This window comes from Nocardia sp. NBC_00565 (assembly GCF_036345915.1).
Classification (GTDB): domain Bacteria; phylum Actinomycetota; class Actinomycetes; order Mycobacteriales; family Mycobacteriaceae; genus Nocardia.
In genome coordinates, this window is record NZ_CP107785.1 from 8,372,501 (window position 1) to 8,390,337 (window position 17,837).

Consider the following 17,837-nt stretch of genomic DNA (forward strand, 5'->3'; position numbering starts at 1 on the left):
GTTGCCATGGGTATTCCAGTGGCCTGGAGTAATTGGCTCTTACCGCGCCTAGACCTGGATATGCGCGCCCGCACCGCCGCCAACGCCGGATTCGCCACCGGCTACGCGCTGGCGTTCGGCGGCCGACCGAACTGGTTGTCCGCCCGCGGCTTCCGCTACGGACTCGTCTCCGCGAGCGTGATCACCGCCGGTTACACTGCGGCCCTTGCCATTCCGGCAGTGCGAAACCGCATGTCCGAGTTGTCCGACCGCGCGCCGGATGTCCCGTTCGTCGAGTGGGTCACCGTCCACATCCCGATCGGCACCGTCTACAGCGAAGAACTCGTCTTCCGGGCAGCGCTGGACCCATTGCTGGACAACACCTTCGGACCACGCCGCGGCGCGGTGCTCGGTGCCGCGACCTTCGGCCTGTGGCATATCCAACCGGCGCGCGCGGCGGGCGACAGCGTCCCCGCCTCGGTCGCCGCGACCACTCTCGCCGGTCTGGTATTCGGCCTGCTGCGCAGCCGCACCGAGAGCGCCGCCGCTCCTGCCTTACTGCACCTCGCCCTGAACGTGGGCGGCGCCCTCGCTCCTCGCCTCGCCGCACGGCTTCGTCGTCCGGCCTGATCGCCTCGCTCTGATCACCTAGCCCTGGTCGTGGGCACTCGGTACACCCGTCCGCCGATACGGCGTGCGCACTTGCGTACGGCATGCGCGATGACATGAAGGACATGTCCCCGCCGCTGGATATGGAGCTGACCCCGGTGACCGACACGGTATGGGCCGCCTCCGGTGCGGGCCCGTCGTTCAGTGCGGCCTACATGCCCGTCGTCTTCACCACCCTGAAGGGTGCCGAATACGTCTACATCGGCATGCGCGCCGCCCCGAAGCAGGCCACACCGGCAAGCGTTTCCGCCTCAGCGGCCGTGGGCGGCTGATCGTAGGTCGGCCCGGCCCGGCCTCAGCGCCCATTCCTTCCGGATTCACCCCGCGGATTCCGGCAGGGAATGGGCGCTGAGGCCGATCGCGCGCGCTATGTCGGCCCTGTCACCGCCCCGCAGTAACCTCGGCACCGTGGCGGGACGAACAACCGTGAACCCAGCGGAACTACGAGCGGCGGTCGCCGCGGTCAGCGACTGGCTGCACGACGAGTCGGCACCGGCACCCGCCCGCACCGACCTCGCCGCCGCGGTGCGTACGACTGCCCGCACCCTCGCCGCCTCGGCCCCGGGGCATTCGGTCGAGGTGCGGGTGCCGCCGTTCGTGGCGGTCCAGTGCATCGAAGGCCCGCGGCACACCAGGGGCACACCGCCGAACGTAGTGGAGACCGACCCGCGCACCTGGCTGCTGCTGGCTACCGGTCTGCTCGATTTCGCGGCGGCCGAGGCGGCGGGTTCGGTGACCGCGTCCGGCAGCCGGGCCGGCGAGGTCGCGCATTGGCTGCCGATCGCACGCACGAGCGCCGATTGACGGTTGTTGTCGTGCGGAGGACCTGGTCCGCTCCGACCGGCAGGACATCATCTGGAATTCCGGACGCGAGGCGCTTTCGGTCTGGGGCCGCAACCTCGTCCGCAACCTCGGCCGGCTCGACGATTATTCGGTCGAGCGCCGGCGTCGGCTAGCGATTCGTCAGGGTGTTCGGGTCAGCCGGTCCAGCAGGGCGGTTCTGATCGCCGGGCGGGAACCGAAGACCAGGGTGAACGTCGCCTCGCGCAGTGACCGTTCGGCACGGTTGCCGCGCGTGACGGCCGCGCTGCCGATGGCCGTCACCAGCGCGGCCGCCGCGCGGACCGCGAGTTCGGAGGCGCGGGCGCGGGCCACGTAGATATCCGACTGTCCGCTGAGCGCGTCGTCGAGTTCGGTTCGGATGCGCGCGGATTCGGCGGCCAGCGCGGTGGTGTCGACGCCGAGGTCGGCCAGTTCGCCGAGACAGCGCCGCACCAGACCGAGCGCGAGCGCACCGTTGCGCCAGGCGGCCAGGATGAACGTCGCGTGGAAGTTGCGCAGCGAAATCCGGTTCTCCACGGCGGAATCGGGAACCATGAGGCCGTCGACGGTGAGCGTCACGGTATTGCTCGCATCGGCCGCGATCAACGGAAGCGGTTCGGCGTGCACGGCGGGTCCGGATTCGGCGGGCACCAGCACGCTGATCAGTGCGTTCTCGTCATCGGCAGCGCGCGCCATCACCCCGATGATGTCGACCAGGCCCCATCCGGTGACGAATGGCGCGGTCCCGTCGAGCACATATCCGCCCTCGACCCGGTGCGCGGTCAACCCCGGCTGATCGTTCGCGCCCGCGTACGTGACGCCCGCCCGCACCCGGCCGTGCCGCAGGTCCTCGGTAAGTCGTTCCCGCAGTTCGAGATTCGGTGAGTTGGCGACCCGCCGCGCGACCCCGAGATGCTGCGCCCAGACGAAGGTCGTCGTCAGGCATCCGGCCACCAGGATCTCGCCGACCTGGGTAAAGGTACTGATATCCACATCGGCCCGACCCGTCTCCCGGCCACCACCCCTCATCGAATCGCTGCGCGATGCTGCACTCATGGTCGCGCCGTAGAACCCGTACTCGGCGAGCAGGTCGAAGTGCGCACCCGGAATCCGGCCCTCGCGGTCGACCGCATCGGCCGCCGGTGCGAATACCTCGTCGGCCAAATACTGCGCGCGTTCGATCCAGGAATTCACACGAACCATCTTGGTGCATGCCCGATGGCCCGTCAGGCTCGGGACGGGTCCCACCGTTGCAACCGCTTGTAGTCGTAGTACCGCGTGATGAACGTGCCGAGTACAAGTCCGATCGCGAGCCCGAGCACCGCCATCCACACTCCACGCGACAGCCCCGCCTGGTAGTCCGCGTCGAAGTAGAGGATCGACCGCACACCGACGAACACCTGGTGCATCGGCTCGAATTTCGCCAGCCAGGCCAGATATTCGGGCGTCGCCTCGATCGGCACCGTCCCGCCCGAGGAGGGCAGGCCGAGGATGATGAACAGGATCAGGTTGATCAGCAGCCCCGCCGAGCCGACCGCCGCGAGGATGGACAGTCCGGTGATCCCGACCGCGATGATGGCGAACGCGCTGTAGATGAACAGCCCGAGTGGATGATCGAGCGGCATATCGAGCAAATGTGCGACTCCGAGGAATACGCCGGCGACGATATTCGCCGTGATGACCATGACACCCCACTTGATCAGCAGCGTGTTGAACCGCGAGATCGGGGTGGCGGGGAAGTGCACGTACCACGGTCCATATTCCGTGGGCACGAATCCGAGCGCCGCATCGATCATGGTGTGGATGATCATCGAACCGACCAGTCCGGCGAGCAGGAGCAGCAGCGCGTAGAAGAACGCGGTCAGGCCCTGTCCGGTCCCCGAGGGCAGGGGACGGAACGGCTGGATGAGGATCTGCACCGGATCCGCGAGCGCCACCCGGGTCGCGCCGGTCAGTTCGGGCGCGGACCCACCGCCGGGCGGTGTCAGCTGTGTTCGCACCTGGTCGGTCAACTGCTTGCCGACCTGCTCGTTCACCTGGGTCAGCGCCTTGGTGCCGATGGTCGTGACGATCTGGGTGGCGAATGGGCCACTGCGCGGATTGGTCTGCAGCATGAGCGTCGGACGCTGGATATCGCCGGGAAGCACACTGCCCACGCCGAGGATGCCGAGACGCTTACTGAAATCACTGGGGATGAGGATGGTCCCGTAGACCGCGCCGGATTGCATTTTCAGCTGGGCCTCGTTGATACCGAGTACCTGTAGATCGACCTTGTCCGCCGGGATGCCGTGTCGCAGCGCCTCGGTGATCTGGTCGCCGAAATCGACCTGCTGCCCGTTGACGGTGTCACCGACGTCCTGGTTCACCAGCGCCATCGGGAAGTCGTGCAGGTTCTTCTCCGGATCGACGACGTAAGCCAGATACATCGTGCCGAGCAACGCCATGAACACCGTCAGTACCGCGATCGGGGCCAACCACATGCGCAGGGTCAACCGCCTGTCCGACCCACCGGCTCGCGCGCTGTCCGTCGTCGTCACGGCAGGCACGGTAGCACCGCGCCGCGGCGAAAAACGGCAGCGTCGCTCGGCGATTGCTATGCCGAGGCGGTGGCGGTGATCGCGCCGGATGATTCACCCGTAGAATGGCCATTGCCCCCAGCCCGCCCGAACAGGGAGCAAACGGTGACCAACGCCGAAATGCCGGTCGAAACTACCCCCGATCAGGTCGAGAACGAACCGCGCGAAGAGTGCGGTGTGTTCGGAGTCTGGGCGCCTAGCGAGGACGTGGCCAAGCTCACGTACTACGGCTTGTATGCGCTGCAACACCGCGGCCAGGAAGCGGCAGGCATCGCCGTCTCCGATGGTTCGCAAATTCTGGTCTTCAAGGATCTCGGCCTGGTCAGCCAGGTATTCGACGAACAGACGCTGGCCGCGATGCCGGGCCATATCGCCATCGGTCACTGCCGCTACTCCACCACCGGCTCCACCACCTGGGAGAACGCGCAGCCGATCTTCCGCACCACCTCCGTCGGCTCCGGACTTGCCTTGGGCCACAACGGAAATCTGGTGAACACCGCCGAATTGAGCGCGCGCGCACGCGAACTCGGACTGATCGGCGCGGCGCCGGTTTCGGGTGGACGCCCGGCGCCGATCACCGCTACCTCGGACTCCGATGTGATGACCGCGCTGCTGGCGCACGCGTCCGCGGATTCGAGCATCGAGCAGGCGGCCATGAAGCTGTTGCCGACGCTGAAGGGCGCGTTCTGCCTGACCTTCATGGACGAGCACACCCTCTACGCCGCGCGCGATCCGCACGGTGTGCGCCCGCTGTGCCTCGGTCGGCTCGATCGTGGCTGGGTCGTAGCCAGTGAGACCGCCGCATTGGATATCGTCGGCGCGGCCTTCGTCCGGGAGATCGAGCCGGGCGAACTGCTGGCGATCGACGCCGACGGTGTGCGGTCGATGCGCTTCGCCAATCCCGAACCCAAGGGCTGCGTCTTCGAATTCGTCTACCTGGCCCGGCCCGACAGCACCATCTCCGGTCGCTCGGTGCACGCCACCCGGGTGGAGATCGGTCGTCGCCTGGCCAAGGAGCATCCGGTCGAGGCCGATCTGGTGATCCCGGTGCCGGAATCCGGTACCCCCGCCGCGGTCGGTTATGCCCAGGGCTCGGGCGTGCCCTACGGACAGGGCCTGATGAAGAACGCCTACGTCGGGCGCACGTTCATCCAACCGAGCCAGACCATCCGCCAGCTCGGTATCCGGCTCAAGCTGAATCCGCTGCGCGAGGTGATCCGCGGCAAGCGGCTGATCGTGGTGGATGACTCCATCGTGCGCGGCAATACCCAGCGCGCGCTGATCCGGATGCTGCGCGAGGCGGGCGCGCTGGAGATCCACGTGCGGATTGCCTCTCCGCCGGTGAAGTGGCCGTGTTTCTATGGCATCGACTTCGCCTCGCGCGCGGAGCTGATCGCCAATGGCGCGGGCGCGGAAGGTTCGTTCGACGAGATGGTGGAGGGTGTGCGCCGTTCGATCGGCGCGGACACCCTCGGCTACATCTCCACCGACGGCATGATCGCCGCCACCGAGCAGCCGCGCTCACGACTGTGCTGCGCCTGCTTCGACGGCGACTACCCGATCGCACTGCCCACCGAGGCGGCCATCGGCAAGAATGTGCTGGAGGGCATGCTCAGCGGGCAGTCCGAGGCAATGTTGTTGAGCGAGAACGCGAATGCGAGCGCGCTGAGCCGTCCCTGACGAGATCCGACCCCGAACCCCTCGGCCGTAGCCGGGGGGTTCGATCTTGTTCGGGCCGAGCCCTAGCACGATCTGTCCGCCGGTGTGCCGTGGCCTCCTCGAGACGGGCTCGAGTCGATTTCGGGGTGAACCTGGTCATTCGTCCGGTGATCCGGTGTCCGGCGTGCGCCATTCGCAACGTCCGCTAACACCCCCGTGATTTTTTCTTTGAAAACGCAACATCCCAGAAATGGATCGTGGGTACGGTGCCCGACATATCGGAAGTTCACCGCGTCCGCCGCGGTCCTGTGATCCAGAACACGCGGTGTGGCGCGCTCGAGAAGTGGGGCCTGATGTTGGTTTCAAGGAAGCCTGGGCGAAGGGATCGGACGCGACGAATCGCGGCCGTCGGGATGGCGGCATTGGCCGTCTCCGCGATCGCTGGATGCGGTTCGGGGCGCACCGGCGGTGGTGGTGACGGGGCCGGACTGGTCATCGGCACCACGGACAAGATTTTCTCGCTCGACCCGGCCGCAGCCTATGACCAGGGTTCGTATGTGCCCGAGACACAGATCTATCAGCATGTGCTGAATTTCGGACCCGGTGAGACGACGCCGAAGCCGGATGCGGCGGAGAAGTGCGAGTTCACCACCCCCACCGTGTACACGTGCACGCTGAAGAAGGGGCTGAAGTTCGCCAACGGGAATCCGTTGACCGCGACCAGCGTCAAGTTCTCCTTCGACCGGATGCTGAAGATCAACGATCCGAACGGGCCCGCCTCGCTGCTGGGCAATCTGGACAAGACCGATGCCGTCAACGAGACCACCGTCGCGTTCACGCTCAAGCTCGCCAACGATCAGACCTTCCCGGCGATCCTGCCGACTCAGGCCGGTCCGATCGTGGACGAGAAGGTCTTCCCCGCCGACAAGATCGCCGACGATGGGGATGTCGTCAAGGCGAAGGGTTACTCCGGCCCCTACACGATCGCTAGCTACGACAAGAACAAGCTGGTCGAGTACAAGGCGAACCCTGACTACAGCGGTCTGCTCGGCAAGCCGAAGACCGACACCGTCTCGGCGAAGTACTACGCCAGCGCCGACAACCTGAAACTGGATATCCAGAACGGCAGTATCGACGTCGCCTACCGGAGTCTGACGCCGACCGATCTGGATTCGCTCGGCAAGAGCGATAAGGTGACCATCCACACCGGCCTCGGTGGCGAGCTGCGCTACATCGTATTCAATCTGAACACGATGCCCGGCGGTACTCCCGACCAGAAGCTGGCCGTCCGCAAGGCCGTCGCTTCGTCGATCGACCGCGACGCGCTGTCCGCCAACGTCTACAAGGGCACCTACCAGCCCGCGTATTCGTCTGTGCCGCAGGGTTTCCCGGGCGCGGTCGAGCCGTTCAAGGATATCTACGGCGCGAAGCCGAGTAAGGATAAGGCGGCCAAGTTCCTGGCCGACGCCGGCGTCGCGACACCGGTCGAGATCAATCTGCAGTACAACCCGGACCACTACGGCAGCACCAGCTCCGAGGAGTACGCGGCGGTCAAGAGCCAGCTGGAGGCGACCGGACTGTTCAAGATCAACCTGCAGTCCACCGAATGGGTGACCTACCAGAAGGAACGCGCCCGCGACGGCTACCCGGTCTACCAAATGGGCTGGTTCCCGGACTACCCGGACGCGGACGACTACCTGACCCCGTTCTTCGGGCCGAACAACTTCCTGCAGAACCACTTCGAGGTGCCATCGATCACCTCGCAGCTGAACGCGGAGGTGACCGAGCCGAACACCGAACGGCGGATCGCGCTCATCGAGCAGGTACAGCGTGATCTCGCGCAGAACCACCTGTCGATCATTCCGTTGTTGTCCGGCAAGCAGATCGCGGTCGCGGGTAAGAGTGTCCAGGGGGTCGAGTCGACCCTCGACCCGTCGACCAAGTTCCGCTATACGGTGCTGAGCAAGTGACTTCGGATGTAGCCGGGGCCGAGTCCGTCGCCGTCTCCGAGGAGGAGACGGCCCCGGCTCGGGCCCGGCGATTCGGCATGCCGCAATTCGGTAAATTCGGCGGCGGTGACTCCCGCCAGCTCGCCCTGTTGCGCTACTTGTTCATTCGGCTGCTGCTGATCATTCCGACCGCGTGGATTCTGGTGACGGTCGTCTTCTTCCTGATGCGCGTGGTCGGCGATCCGATCAGCGCGGCCATGGGCGGACGGCTCCCACCGGATCAGATCGAGGCGCGCAAGGAGGCAGCCGGGCTGAACCGGCCGATCCTGTCACAGTACTGGGACTACATCTCCGGGCTGTTGCACGGGGATTTCGGCCGGTCCCAAGATAATCGGGCGATCAGCGAGGTGGTCACCACCTATGGTGCGGCCACCCTGGAGCTGGTGTTCTGGGCGCTGGTCGTGGCCTTCGCGATCGGCGTGCCGCTGGGCAGATACGCTGCGACGCACCGTGATTCGGCCGCCGATGTCGGGCTGCGTTTGTTCGCGGTGCTGGCCTACGCGGCGCCGGTGTTCTTCGTCGGCCTGCTGCTGAAGCTGGTCTTCGCGGTGAAGCTGGGCTGGCTGCCGGTCGCGGGCCGGGCCAGTACCAATGTCGAGTTGGATCTGCAGCATGTCTCGCCGAAGACAAACGTCATGATCATCGACGCGATCCTGTACGGCGACACCGGTTATGTGTGGGATGTGCTGGAACACGCTGTGCTGCCGGCGATCGCGCTCGGGCTCTTGACAGCGGGCATCTTCCTGCGGCTGGTGCGGGTCAATCTGATTCAGACGCTGCGCAGCGATTATGTCGAGGCGGCGCGGGCGCGCGGGTTGTCCGCGCGCGTGGTGACCGGGCGACATGCCGTGCGCAATGCGCTGATTCCGATCATCACCGTGATGGGCATGTACATCGCGATGTCGCTGAGCGGCGCGGTACTCACCGAGACCACCTTCGAGTGGAAGGGCCTCGGCTACCAGCTCGCCCAGTATCTCCAAGCCCGCGATTTCGTTGCGGTGCAAGGGATTGTCGCATTCGTCGCGCTGATCGTCGCCGCCATGAGTTTCGTGGTCGACGCCATCGTCGCGCTGATCGATCCGAGAGTGAGGTTCTGATGACCGCTCCGGAACTGGCCAACGAGCCGCTCGTCGTGCCGCCGGTACCGCCGTCGGTGCGGCGGCGGATTCCCGGCCTGCGGCTGTTCTCGATGACCGCGGGCGTGCAACGGGTGACGCTGCTGCTCGGCGTCGGTCTGGTCGCGCTGTTCGTGGTGATCGCCGTCTTCGCACCGCTGATCGCGCCCTACGGTTTCGCCCAGAGCGCCAGCGACGGTGTCGATTTCGTGCGGCAGCAGGCGCCGTCGGCGCAGCACTGGTTCGGCACCTCGGTGCGCGGGGAGGATGTGTTCTCCCGGGTGATCTACGGTGCGCGGACCGCGCTGTGGGTCATCGCGATCTCACTGGTGCTGTCGTTATGTGTCGGTGTGCCACTGGGTTTGGTGTCCGGGTATCTGGGGCGCTGGGTGGACCGGGTGCTGGTGCTGTTCATGGACGCCATCTACGCCTTTCCGACACTGCTGCTTGCCATCGTCGTCTCCATCGTGGTGGCGGGCGGTCAGTCCAGCAGCTTCGGCGGCGTGCTGTCCGCGGCGGTGGCGATCACGGCAATCTATGTGCCGCAATACTTCCGGGTGGTGCGCAATGCCACCGTCGCGGTGAAACAGGAACCCTATGTGGACGCGGCCCGGGTTACCGGTGCGTCCACCGTGCGAATTCTGTTCCGGCACATCTTCGCCAACGTCACCCAGTCGCTGCCGGTGATCATCACGCTCAACGGCGGCGACGCCATCCTGACGCTGGCCGCGCTCGGCTTCCTCGGCTTCGGTATCGAGCCGACCCAGGCCGCCGAATGGGGCTATGACCTCAATAAGGCGCTCTCCGATGTCTCCAACGGCATCTGGTGGACCGGCATCTTCCCCGGTACCGCCATCGTCCTGGTGGTGCTCGGCCTGACCCTGGTCGGTGAGAGCCTCAACGAGGTCCTCAACCCGCTGCTGCGCACCCGCCGGGCCTTGAGTCCGGCCACCGTCGCCAGCGATAGCGTGGCCGTCCTCGAAAAGGACGTTCCCGCATCGGAACTCACCGCCGCCGAACTGGATCTGGTCGAAAACGACAGCACCACGGACAAAGACGGCCCAACAGGGGAAGGAGTATCGCAATGACGGAAGCGGTAGCCGAGACGAAGCGCCCGGCGCTGTCCATCGAAGCACTGTCGGTCACCTTCGCCACCGACGCCGGGCCCGTGTACGCGGTCAGCAATGTGTCCTACGAGGTGTTCCCGGGCGAGGTGCTGGCCATTGTCGGCGAGTCCGGCTCGGGTAAATCGGTGAGCTCGCGCACCGCGATCGGGCTACTGCCGAATACCGCGCGGGTCGAGGGTCTGGTCACCCTCGGCGCCGACAAGGTCACCTCGATGAGCGAGCGGCAGCTGACCGCGCTGCGCGGCGGCGCGATCTCGATGATCTTCCAGGAGCCGGGCCGGGCGCTCGATCCGCTGTTCACGGTCGGCTATCAGATCGTCGAGGCGCTGCGCGCGCACAGCGATATGAGCCGCAAGGCCGCGAAGGCCCGCGCGATCGAACTGCTGCGCATGGTCGGCCTGCCAGATCCGGAGCATCGGGTGGATTACTACCCACACCAGCTCTCCGGCGGACAGAAACAGCGCGTGATGATCGCGATCGCCATTTCGTGCGAGCCGAAGGTGATCATCGCCGACGAACCGACCACCGCACTCGATGTCACCGTGCAGGCCGAAATCCTGGAACTGCTGCGCGATCTGCGCGATCGCATCGGCAGCGCCATCGTGCTGATCACACACAACATGGGTGTGGTCGCCGATATCGCCGACCGGGTGGTGGTGATGCGTGACGGCAAGGTGGTCGAGCAGGCGCCGGTGGACGAGTTATTCGCCCAGCCGACGCAGGAGTACACCCGCAAACTGCTCGCGGCCGTACCGCATCTGGGCACCGAACAGCTCGAGCACGGCACAGGCAAAGAGGTCGCCACCGCCGAACCGGTACTCGAGGTCTGCGATCTGGTCGTCCAGTTCCCGGGACCGTTCGGCCGCCCGCCGTTCCGTGCGGTGGACAACGTGAGTCTGTCCATTCGGCCCGGTGAAACCCTCGGACTGGTCGGTGAATCCGGCTCGGGCAAGTCGACCATCGGCCGCTGCGTCGCCGCACTGCAGCGGCCGACCTCGGGGATCGTCAAGGTGCGCGGGCAGGACATCGCGGATCTGTCGCAACGGCAGCTGCGGCCGATCCGCCGCCGCTTCGGGTTCGTCTTCCAGGACCCGGCCAGTTCGCTGAACCCGCGGCTCACCGTGGGCGACTGCGTTGCGGAACCGCTCATCGTGCACAAGACCGGCAGCTCCGCGGAGATCCGCGCGCGCGTGCGCCATCTGCTCGATGACGTGCAGCTGCCCGCGGGCACCGAGCGCCGCTATCCGCACGAACTGTCCGGCGGCCAGCGTCAGCGCGCGAGCCTGGCCCGCGCGTTGGCGTTGGATCCGGACCTGCTGGTGGCCGACGAACCGACCAGTGCGCTGGATGTCTCGGTACAGGCGGCGGTGCTGGAGCTGTTCGGCAAGTTGCAGCAGGAATGCGGCTGGGCGTGCCTGTTCATCAGCCACGATCTGGCGGTCGTCGACCAGCTGGCCGACCGGATCGTCGTACTGCGGGACGGCGCGGTGGTCGAGCAGGGCGATCGCGATCGCATCCTGCGCAACCCGCAGGAGGAATACACCCAGCGCCTGGTGGCCGCGGTCCCGGTGCCCGATCCGGTGGAGCAGCGCCGCCGTCGCGCCGAGTCCGCGGCGTTATTCGCCACTGAGCCGGCTCCCCCGCCGCCCCCGGACTTCGGCCCGTCGTAAGTGCCGGGAGACTTGGTCACTGGGCCGGCGGTTGGGTGGGTGACACCTTCTGGGCGGGCCCGGTGAGTTACCCATGTACCTACGAAATCAGTCGTCGCTTTTGTACTGGCGGCGGCGGTACTGCACCAACTCCGCTGCAAGCTTGTTATCCGGTTCCGGTAGCGTGAGCTGGCATCTATCCGCCGATTCGGTTTGGAGCTCTCCCCGAAAATGACTGAACAGACCCCCAGTGGTGCCGGTGCCTCGTACGCCGCGGCAGGCGTGGACATCGCGGCAGGTGACCGCGCAGTCGAGTTGTTCGGACCATTGGCGAAGAAGGCCAGCCGACCCGAGGTCCAGGGTGGGCTCGGCGGATTCGCCGGACTGTTCGCGCTCAAGAGTGGCTACCGCGAGCCCCTGCTCGCGGCCTCCACCGACGGGGTCGGCACCAAGATCGCGGTCGCGCAGGCGATGGACAAACACGACACCGTCGGCCTCGACCTGGTCGCGATGGTGGTGGACGATCTGGTGGTTTGCGGCGCCGAACCGCTGTTCCTGCAGGACTACATCGCCATCGGCAAGGTCATCCCGGAGAAGGTGGCCGAGCTGGTCTCCGGCATCGCCGAGGGCTGTGTGCGGGCGGGCTGCGCGCTGCTCGGTGGCGAGACCGCCGAACACCCCGGCCTGATGGATCCAGACGACTACGACCTGTCCGCGACCGGTGTCGGCGTGGTCGAGGCCGATTCGGTACTCGGTCCGGACCGGGTGCGCCCCGGCGATGTGGTGATCGCCATGGGCTCCTCGGGTCTGCACTCCAACGGCTACAGCCTGGCTCGCAGGGTGCTGCTCGATATCGACCGGATGTCGCTGACCGGGCACGTCGAGGAGTTCGGCCGCACCCTCGGCGAGGAGCTGCTGGAGCCGACCAAGATCTACGCCAAGGACTGCCTCGCGCTGATCGCCGAGACCGATGTGCGCACCTTCGCCCACGTCACCGGTGGTGGACTGGCCGCGAACCTGGCTCGGGTGCTGCCCGCGGGCATGGTCGCCGAACTGGACCGCGGCACCTGGAACCCGGCGCCGGTGTTCAAGTTGATCGCCCAGCGCGGTCGGGTCGACCGGGTCGAGATGGAGAAGACCTTCAATATGGGTGTCGGCATGGTCGCCGTGGTGGCGCCCGAGGATGTCGACCGGGCGCTGGCCGTGCTGACCGCGCGGCACATCGCCTGCTGGACCCTCGGCACCGTCAAGAAGGCCAAGGACGCCGATGCGGTGCGTGCCGTGCTGGTGGGTGAACACCCGCGCTTCTGAGTCTTTGGCCGCGCCTGCGGCGCGGCGTGTTCGCGGCCCCGGATGTCTCGCGTCCGAGCCGTCGAGACTCGCGCCTGCGGCGCATGCGCTTCGACGACTCGGACGCGAGACGGGCCGCGAACGGTCGCTCGTAAGACTCGCTCCGTGGTGGTGTCGCATGTGGCGCACGGAGATAGACGCCAGCGTCCCGCATACGCTCGTAAGACTCGCTCCGTGGTGGTGCGTATGCGGCGCACGGAGATAGACACCAGCGTCCCGCATCGTCAGATGCGGGACGCTGGTGTTTTGCAAGCCTCGAATGGTTGGTCCGATAACCCGGCAAACGTCTGAAGGGGAGGCCTGTCGGCCTCCCCTTTTACCCGTCTACCGAGTCAGCGGCGCCAGTCGTCGTACTTGTCGCTCTCGTCCCACTCGGGGCGAGAGGACTCGTCCGCGTCGTGCTCATCGGACAGCAGTCCACCACTCATCGGAGAGTTAGGGCTACCCGAAAGCTCGCGCTGAAGGCTCTGGAAGTCAGTCGGCGTCGAGCTGTACTTCAGCTCTCGTGCGACTTTGGTCTGCTTTGCCTTAGCCCGGCCACGGCCCATGGCTGACCCCCTCGCGTCACTGCGGGGCGGCCTGGGGTTTGTTGGCGGCCCCGTTCGAATTAATACTCTTCCTGACAGACACTTTAGCGTGTGTCAGGCGGTCGCGCTTCCAGGAGTGCGCGAAGAACTCCGGAAGTGGGCCGTTTGCCCGTTTGTCGCCGTCGGGCCGACCCCTTTACACGACCCCGGGGATCGCTCGGATGACGCCGACTCTGGCACCGCCACCGAGTACCGGCGGCGCCGCGAGTTCGGCGTGCGCATCGGTCCACTCGATCCCCATGCGATGCAAAATGGCCAGCGTCAGGGGGATTCGCGCGCGGTCGTGACCGTCGGCGATCTTGTACGCGAACGCTGTTCCGTCCGGCAGCGCGCCCGCGTGCACACCATCCGCGCCGATCTTGCAGACCAGACCCGGGGTCGCCCGCATGGTCAGCAAATCGGGTGCGTTCGTGCCCGAAATCACTCGCGGGTTGGCGCGGATCGCGTCGGCGACGCGGCGCTGCGGTGTACCGGGCTCGGCGGTCGCCATGGCCGCGAACGAGCGCGCCAGATTCACCAGCGAGACCGGAATGATCGGCAGTCCGCAGCCGTCGATGCCGAGGTCGGTCTCGGGTTCGCCGGTGAGGTCGGCGATGGTGGCGATCACCGATTGCTGCAGCGGATGTGCCTGGTCCAGATAGCCCTCGGTGGGCCAGCCGTTGATCGCGCAGGTGGCGAGCATGGCCGCGTGCTTACCGGAACAGTTCATGTAGACCCGGCGGGGTTCGGGCGATTCCTGAAGTGCGGCGAGGCGTGCGCGTTCGTCCGAGGGCAGGTCGGGCGGGCACTCGAGGGCCTTCTCGTCGAAGCCGAACCGGTCGAGCAGGCGCGTTACCAGCGCGACGTGATCGGGTTCGCCGTAGTGCGAGGAGGTCGCGATGGCCAGCTCCGCGTCGTCGAGCGGATCGAAGCCGTTGCGCAGCAGGGTGATCGCCTGCATGGGTTTATTGGTGGAGCGCGGGAAGATGGGGACGTGCACCTCGCCGAGTGCGAGGGTCGGCTCGCCGTCGGGGCCGAGGATGACCACCGAGCCGCTGTGCACGCATTCACGGAAGCCGGAGCGGACGACCTCGACCAGTTCGACGGTCATAGCTGGGCTCCCATCGGTGTCTCGGCGGTCGTCGCGTCGGCCCGGCGGGGCTGGGTGCGTTGGGGCTGGGTGCGTTGGGCTCGGGCGCGTTGGGCATTGGCGTGGCGGCGGCGGTGCCGTTCGATCTGCATCCGCACGTCATCGGAGATGGTCGGTTCGGCGGCGAGCAGGATCGCGAGCAGTTCCGGATCATTGCCGGTGAACAGGTCGCGCACGGTGACACCGTGGTCGGGCGTGTGCACGATCTCGACCGTGTCACCGGCGCCGATCGTGCCCTCGGTGAGTACGCGCAGGTAGGCGCCGGTATCGCTCTGCAGCGTGAAGCGCTTGACCCACTGGGCCTCGCCGGACCAGTGCTGGAAGGTGGCGCAGGGAACACGCGGCGCGCTCACTTCGAGCAGGGTGTCGCCGATGGACCAGTGCGCGCCGATCACCGCGTCACTGACCGCGAGACCGGAGATGCGCAGGTTCTCGCCGAACCAGCCCGCGGGCAGTTCGCGGCCGAGTTCCGCGCCCCAGCGCCGGGCGTCCTCCTCGGCGTAGGCGTAGACGGCCTGGTGCACGCCACCGTGATTCGTGATGTCGCATACGTGATCACCGTCGAGACCGCGAGCGCGCACGGCCACCCGGTCGGGCACCGGTCGCTTATCGATCGCGGTCCGGCCGACGCGGCCGGGCGCGTCGAGTTCGGCGTGTACGACACAGACGGCCAGTACCCGCGCCCGATCGGACGGCATCAGCGGCCACGCAGCCGGTCGACCGCGACGCGACCCGCCTGGTGTGCGTCATCGGTGGGCACCGAATCCGGATCGATGGCGGCGGCGCTCGGGCCCGCGGTCAGCGCGGTATCGGCCGGGATCGTGCGTTTGACCAAAGCCAGTGCGATGGGCCCGAATTCGTAATGGTCGACGACGGTGCCGAGCCTGCCGACCGTGCGGCCGCCCGCGGTGACGTCCTCGCCAGTGCTCGGGCGCTCGTCGGCGGAGCCGTCCAAGTGCAGCAGCACCAGGTGACGCGGCGGTTTGCCGAGGTTGTGTACCCGGGCCACCGTTTCCTGTCCGCGGTAGCAGCCCTTGTCCAGGTGGACCGCGCCGTGCTCGTCGACCCCGCCGATCCAGCGGGCCTCGTGCGGGATGGTGCGTTCGTCGGTATCCAGGCCGATCCGGGGACGCAGTGCGGCGACGCGCAGCGCCTCGAAGGCCCACATGCCGGCCGGTTCGGCGCCCGCGGCGGTGAGGCCGGCCCAGCGGTCGGCGAGTTGGTCGCGCGGGATCACCAGATCGAAGGAGTCCGCGCTCGGCCACGGCATCCGGCGCAGGAATCCGCCGCTCGGCAGCGGTACCGCGTCGTAGGTGTCGGGGAGAGCGGTAAGGCCCAGCGTCTCGGTCAGTGCACCGGCGCGCGGGCCGAGCAGGCTCAGGACCACGTGATCGGGGGCCTCGACCGGCTTGGCGTCGGCCCAGAAGACCATCTTCGCCAGGAACTCCAGCAGCGCCGGTCCGCGGTCGGCCTCGGTGTCGATCCACGCCGTGCCGTCCAGTTCGGTGAGCACGAAGTGATGCAGCACCCGGCCGTTGAGATCGAGGTCCAGGCTCTCCGCCGACCGGCCGTCGCTCAGGTTCGCGATGTGCTGGCTGGTGATGGTGTGCAACCAGGTCAGCCGCTCGGCACCGGTGATCTTCAGAACGAAACGATGCGACCGATCGACGATCGCCACCCGTTGCGCGGCGGCGCGCTGTTCGCCGAAGGGATCCCCGTAATGCCACGCGACGGCGGCATCCGGCGAACCGGCCGCTCCCGCGACGGCGCCCGGTACAGCGAGGATGGGGCTGGGTGCAACGACCACGGACACGTAGACCACTCTAGGCGCGAACCTAATTGCTTGCTGTCGGTGGCCTGTTGAGGGTGCGGCACGTCCGCTCCTCAGCGACCACGACGGAGCGAGTCTTACGAGCGACGTTCGCGGCCCGTCTCGCGTCCGCGCCGGAGGCGCGGCCATCGAACTCAGCCGAGTCGTCGAAGCGCATGCGCCGCAGGCGCGAGTTTCGACGGCACCGCTTGCGACTGCTTGCAGGTCGCTCGAAAGGATCGGACGCGAGACATCGGGGGGCCGCGAACACGCAGCGCCGCAGGCGCGGCAAATCCAACACAGTCCTAGGCGCGGTCATCGAACACCGCCTACTCTCGTCCCATGGTGGATCGAGTTCTAGTAACACTCGACGGCGCCGTCCAAGATCCGGACGCGCCGTTGTTGTTTGCCGACGACATCGGCGTGCTGCGCGGCGACGGTGTCTTCGAGACGATTTTGGTGCGTGGCGGGAACGCGTGCGCGATCGAATTTCATCTTGGCCGACTGCGTCGTTCGGCGCAGGCGCTCGATCTACCCGAGCTCGAGCTAGGGAAGTGGCGGGACGCGATCGAGACGGCGACGAAGGAATGGGGCACCGAGCGCGAGGGCCTGCTGCGGCTGGTGCTCACGCGGGGTCGCGATACCGAGCTATCGGCCCGGTCCAGCGTCACCTCCGGTGATCTCGCGGCCGCGGTGCCGGTGCCGACTTCCTATGTGTTGGTGCTGCCGGTGCCGGATCGGGTGCACAAGGCGCGCACCGATGGCGTCGCGGTGGTGTCGCTCTCGCGCGGTATCTCGGTCGATCTGGCGCAGGCCGCGCCCTGGCAGCTGCTCGGTGCGAAGACGCTGTCGTATGCCACCAATATGGCCGCGCTGCGCTTCGCCCACCGGATGGGCGCCGATGACGTGATCTTCACCAGTACCGAGAACCGAGTGCTGGAGGGGCCGCGCTCCTCGGTCGTGATCGCGCGGGACAAGCAGCTGATCACGCCGCCCGCGAAGAACGGCGTACTGCCCGGGGTCACCCAGCGGGCGCTGTTCGCCGAGGCCGAGAAGGCCGGGTGGAAGACCAGCTACAACTCGCTGTTCACCGCGGATCTGCTGACCTGCGACAGCATTTGGCTGTTGTCGAGCATCACCTTGGCGGCTCGGGTGAATTCGCTGGACGGACTGCGCATGATGGCGCCGGACAACGCGGCCGAGATCATCGAGTTGGTGGACCGGGCAGTGGAACGCGCCGGAGCCATCGGCGATTGGTAGGTGCGGCGCTGTGCCGTGATCCTTCGTTGCCGTGATCTTCGTCCTACTACGACGCGTAGGAGAGGGTGACGAGCTCGGAAAACGGGCCGTTGACGG

General features: G+C 66.9%; 16 protein-coding genes. 10 read left to right on the forward strand and 6 right to left on the reverse strand.

Annotated features, from left to right (window positions below):
* The first annotated feature begins 6 nt into the window (after positions 1 to 6).
* The 3 genes from OG874_RS38680 to OG874_RS38690 all read left to right on the forward strand — a co-directional run bounded on the left by OG874_RS38680 (position 7) and on the right by OG874_RS38690 (position 1,452).
* Complete coding sequence (locus tag OG874_RS38680; protein ID WP_330251991.1) at positions 7 to 609, forward strand: CPBP family intramembrane glutamic endopeptidase; 603 nt, start codon at positions 7 to 9, stop codon at positions 607 to 609.
* Between the two features lie 95 nt (positions 610 to 704).
* Complete coding sequence (locus OG874_RS38685) at positions 705 to 920, forward strand: hypothetical protein (RefSeq protein ID WP_330251992.1); 216 nt, start codon at positions 705 to 707, stop codon at positions 918 to 920.
* Positions 921 to 1,056: 136 nt separating this feature from the next.
* Positions 1,057 to 1,452 carry a sterol carrier family protein gene (locus OG874_RS38690; RefSeq protein WP_330251993.1) on the forward strand — a complete coding sequence of 132 codons (396 nt, stop codon included), beginning with the start codon at positions 1,057 to 1,059 and terminating at the stop codon, positions 1,450 to 1,452.
* 159 nt (positions 1,453 to 1,611) lie between these two features.
* Here OG874_RS38690 and OG874_RS38695 read toward each other — a convergent pair whose 3' ends face one another.
* Both OG874_RS38695 and OG874_RS38700 read right to left on the reverse strand, forming a co-directional pair.
* Positions 1,612 to 2,664, reverse strand: coding sequence for an acyl-CoA dehydrogenase family protein (locus tag OG874_RS38695; RefSeq protein WP_330251994.1), 1,053 nt, complete (start codon positions 2,662 to 2,664; stop codon positions 1,612 to 1,614).
* 32 nt (positions 2,665 to 2,696) lie between these two features.
* On the reverse strand, positions 2,697 to 3,950 hold the full coding sequence (locus OG874_RS38700; protein ID WP_442943471.1) for a YhgE/Pip domain-containing protein: 1,254 nt from the start codon (positions 3,948 to 3,950) through the stop codon (positions 2,697 to 2,699).
* A gap of 216 nt (positions 3,951 to 4,166) precedes the next feature.
* On the opposite strand from OG874_RS38700, the gene purF reads away from it, so the two are divergent.
* The 6 genes from purF (at position 4,167) to purM (ending at position 12,916) form a co-directional block, all read left to right on the forward strand.
* Positions 4,167 to 5,726 (forward strand): amidophosphoribosyltransferase, encoded by a 1,560-nt coding sequence (gene purF, locus OG874_RS38705; RefSeq protein ID WP_330257603.1) that lies wholly within the window; start codon positions 4,167 to 4,169, stop codon positions 5,724 to 5,726.
* A gap of 392 nt (positions 5,727 to 6,118) precedes the next feature.
* Positions 6,119 to 7,675 (forward strand): ABC transporter substrate-binding protein, encoded by a 1,557-nt coding sequence (locus OG874_RS38710; protein ID WP_330251996.1) that lies wholly within the window; start codon positions 6,119 to 6,121, stop codon positions 7,673 to 7,675.
* Between the two features lie 77 nt (positions 7,676 to 7,752).
* Positions 7,753 to 8,811 (forward strand): ABC transporter permease, encoded by a 1,059-nt coding sequence (locus OG874_RS38715; protein ID WP_330257604.1) that lies wholly within the window; start codon positions 7,753 to 7,755, stop codon positions 8,809 to 8,811.
* A gap of 92 nt (positions 8,812 to 8,903) precedes the next feature.
* Positions 8,904 to 9,917 carry an ABC transporter permease gene (locus OG874_RS38720; RefSeq protein ID WP_330257605.1) on the forward strand — a complete coding sequence of 338 codons (1,014 nt, stop codon included), beginning with the start codon at positions 8,904 to 8,906 and terminating at the stop codon, positions 9,915 to 9,917.
* Positions 9,914 to 11,626: an ABC transporter ATP-binding protein gene (locus OG874_RS38725; RefSeq protein WP_330251997.1), complete on the forward strand. Its 1,713-nt coding sequence runs from the start codon at positions 9,914 to 9,916 to the stop codon at positions 11,624 to 11,626. The genes OG874_RS38720 and OG874_RS38725 overlap by 4 nt, the downstream gene beginning before the upstream one ends.
* A 210-nt stretch (positions 11,627 to 11,836) precedes the next feature.
* Positions 11,837 to 12,916, forward strand: a complete 1,080-nt coding sequence (gene purM, locus OG874_RS38730) for a phosphoribosylformylglycinamidine cyclo-ligase (RefSeq protein WP_330251998.1) — start codon at positions 11,837 to 11,839, stop codon at positions 12,914 to 12,916.
* A gap of 371 nt (positions 12,917 to 13,287) precedes the next feature.
* On the opposite strand, the gene OG874_RS38735 is transcribed toward purM, so the two are convergent.
* The 4 genes from OG874_RS38735 to ygfZ form a co-directional block, all read right to left on the reverse strand.
* A complete protein-coding gene (locus OG874_RS38735; protein ID WP_330251999.1) occupies positions 13,288 to 13,503 on the reverse strand; it encodes a DUF3073 domain-containing protein in 216 nt (71 codons plus the stop codon).
* 175 nt (positions 13,504 to 13,678) lie between these two features.
* Positions 13,679 to 14,632, reverse strand: a complete 954-nt coding sequence (locus tag OG874_RS38740) for an asparaginase (RefSeq protein ID WP_330252000.1) — start codon at positions 14,630 to 14,632, stop codon at positions 13,679 to 13,681.
* On the reverse strand, positions 14,629 to 15,369 hold the full coding sequence (locus OG874_RS38745; RefSeq protein WP_330252001.1) for an MOSC domain-containing protein: 741 nt from the start codon (positions 15,367 to 15,369) through the stop codon (positions 14,629 to 14,631). Before OG874_RS38745 ends, OG874_RS38740 begins: the two co-directional genes overlap by 4 nt.
* On the reverse strand, positions 15,369 to 16,484 hold the full coding sequence (ygfZ, locus tag OG874_RS38750) for a CAF17-like 4Fe-4S cluster assembly/insertion protein YgfZ (protein ID WP_330252002.1): 1,116 nt from the start codon (positions 16,482 to 16,484) through the stop codon (positions 15,369 to 15,371). Before ygfZ ends, OG874_RS38745 begins: the two co-directional genes overlap by 1 nt.
* A 339-nt stretch (positions 16,485 to 16,823) precedes the next feature.
* Between ygfZ and OG874_RS38755 the strand changes: the two genes are divergently transcribed.
* Positions 16,824 to 17,741, forward strand: coding sequence for an aminodeoxychorismate lyase (locus OG874_RS38755; protein ID WP_330252003.1), 918 nt, complete (start codon positions 16,824 to 16,826; stop codon positions 17,739 to 17,741).
* Positions 17,742 to 17,837 lie beyond the last annotated feature (96 nt).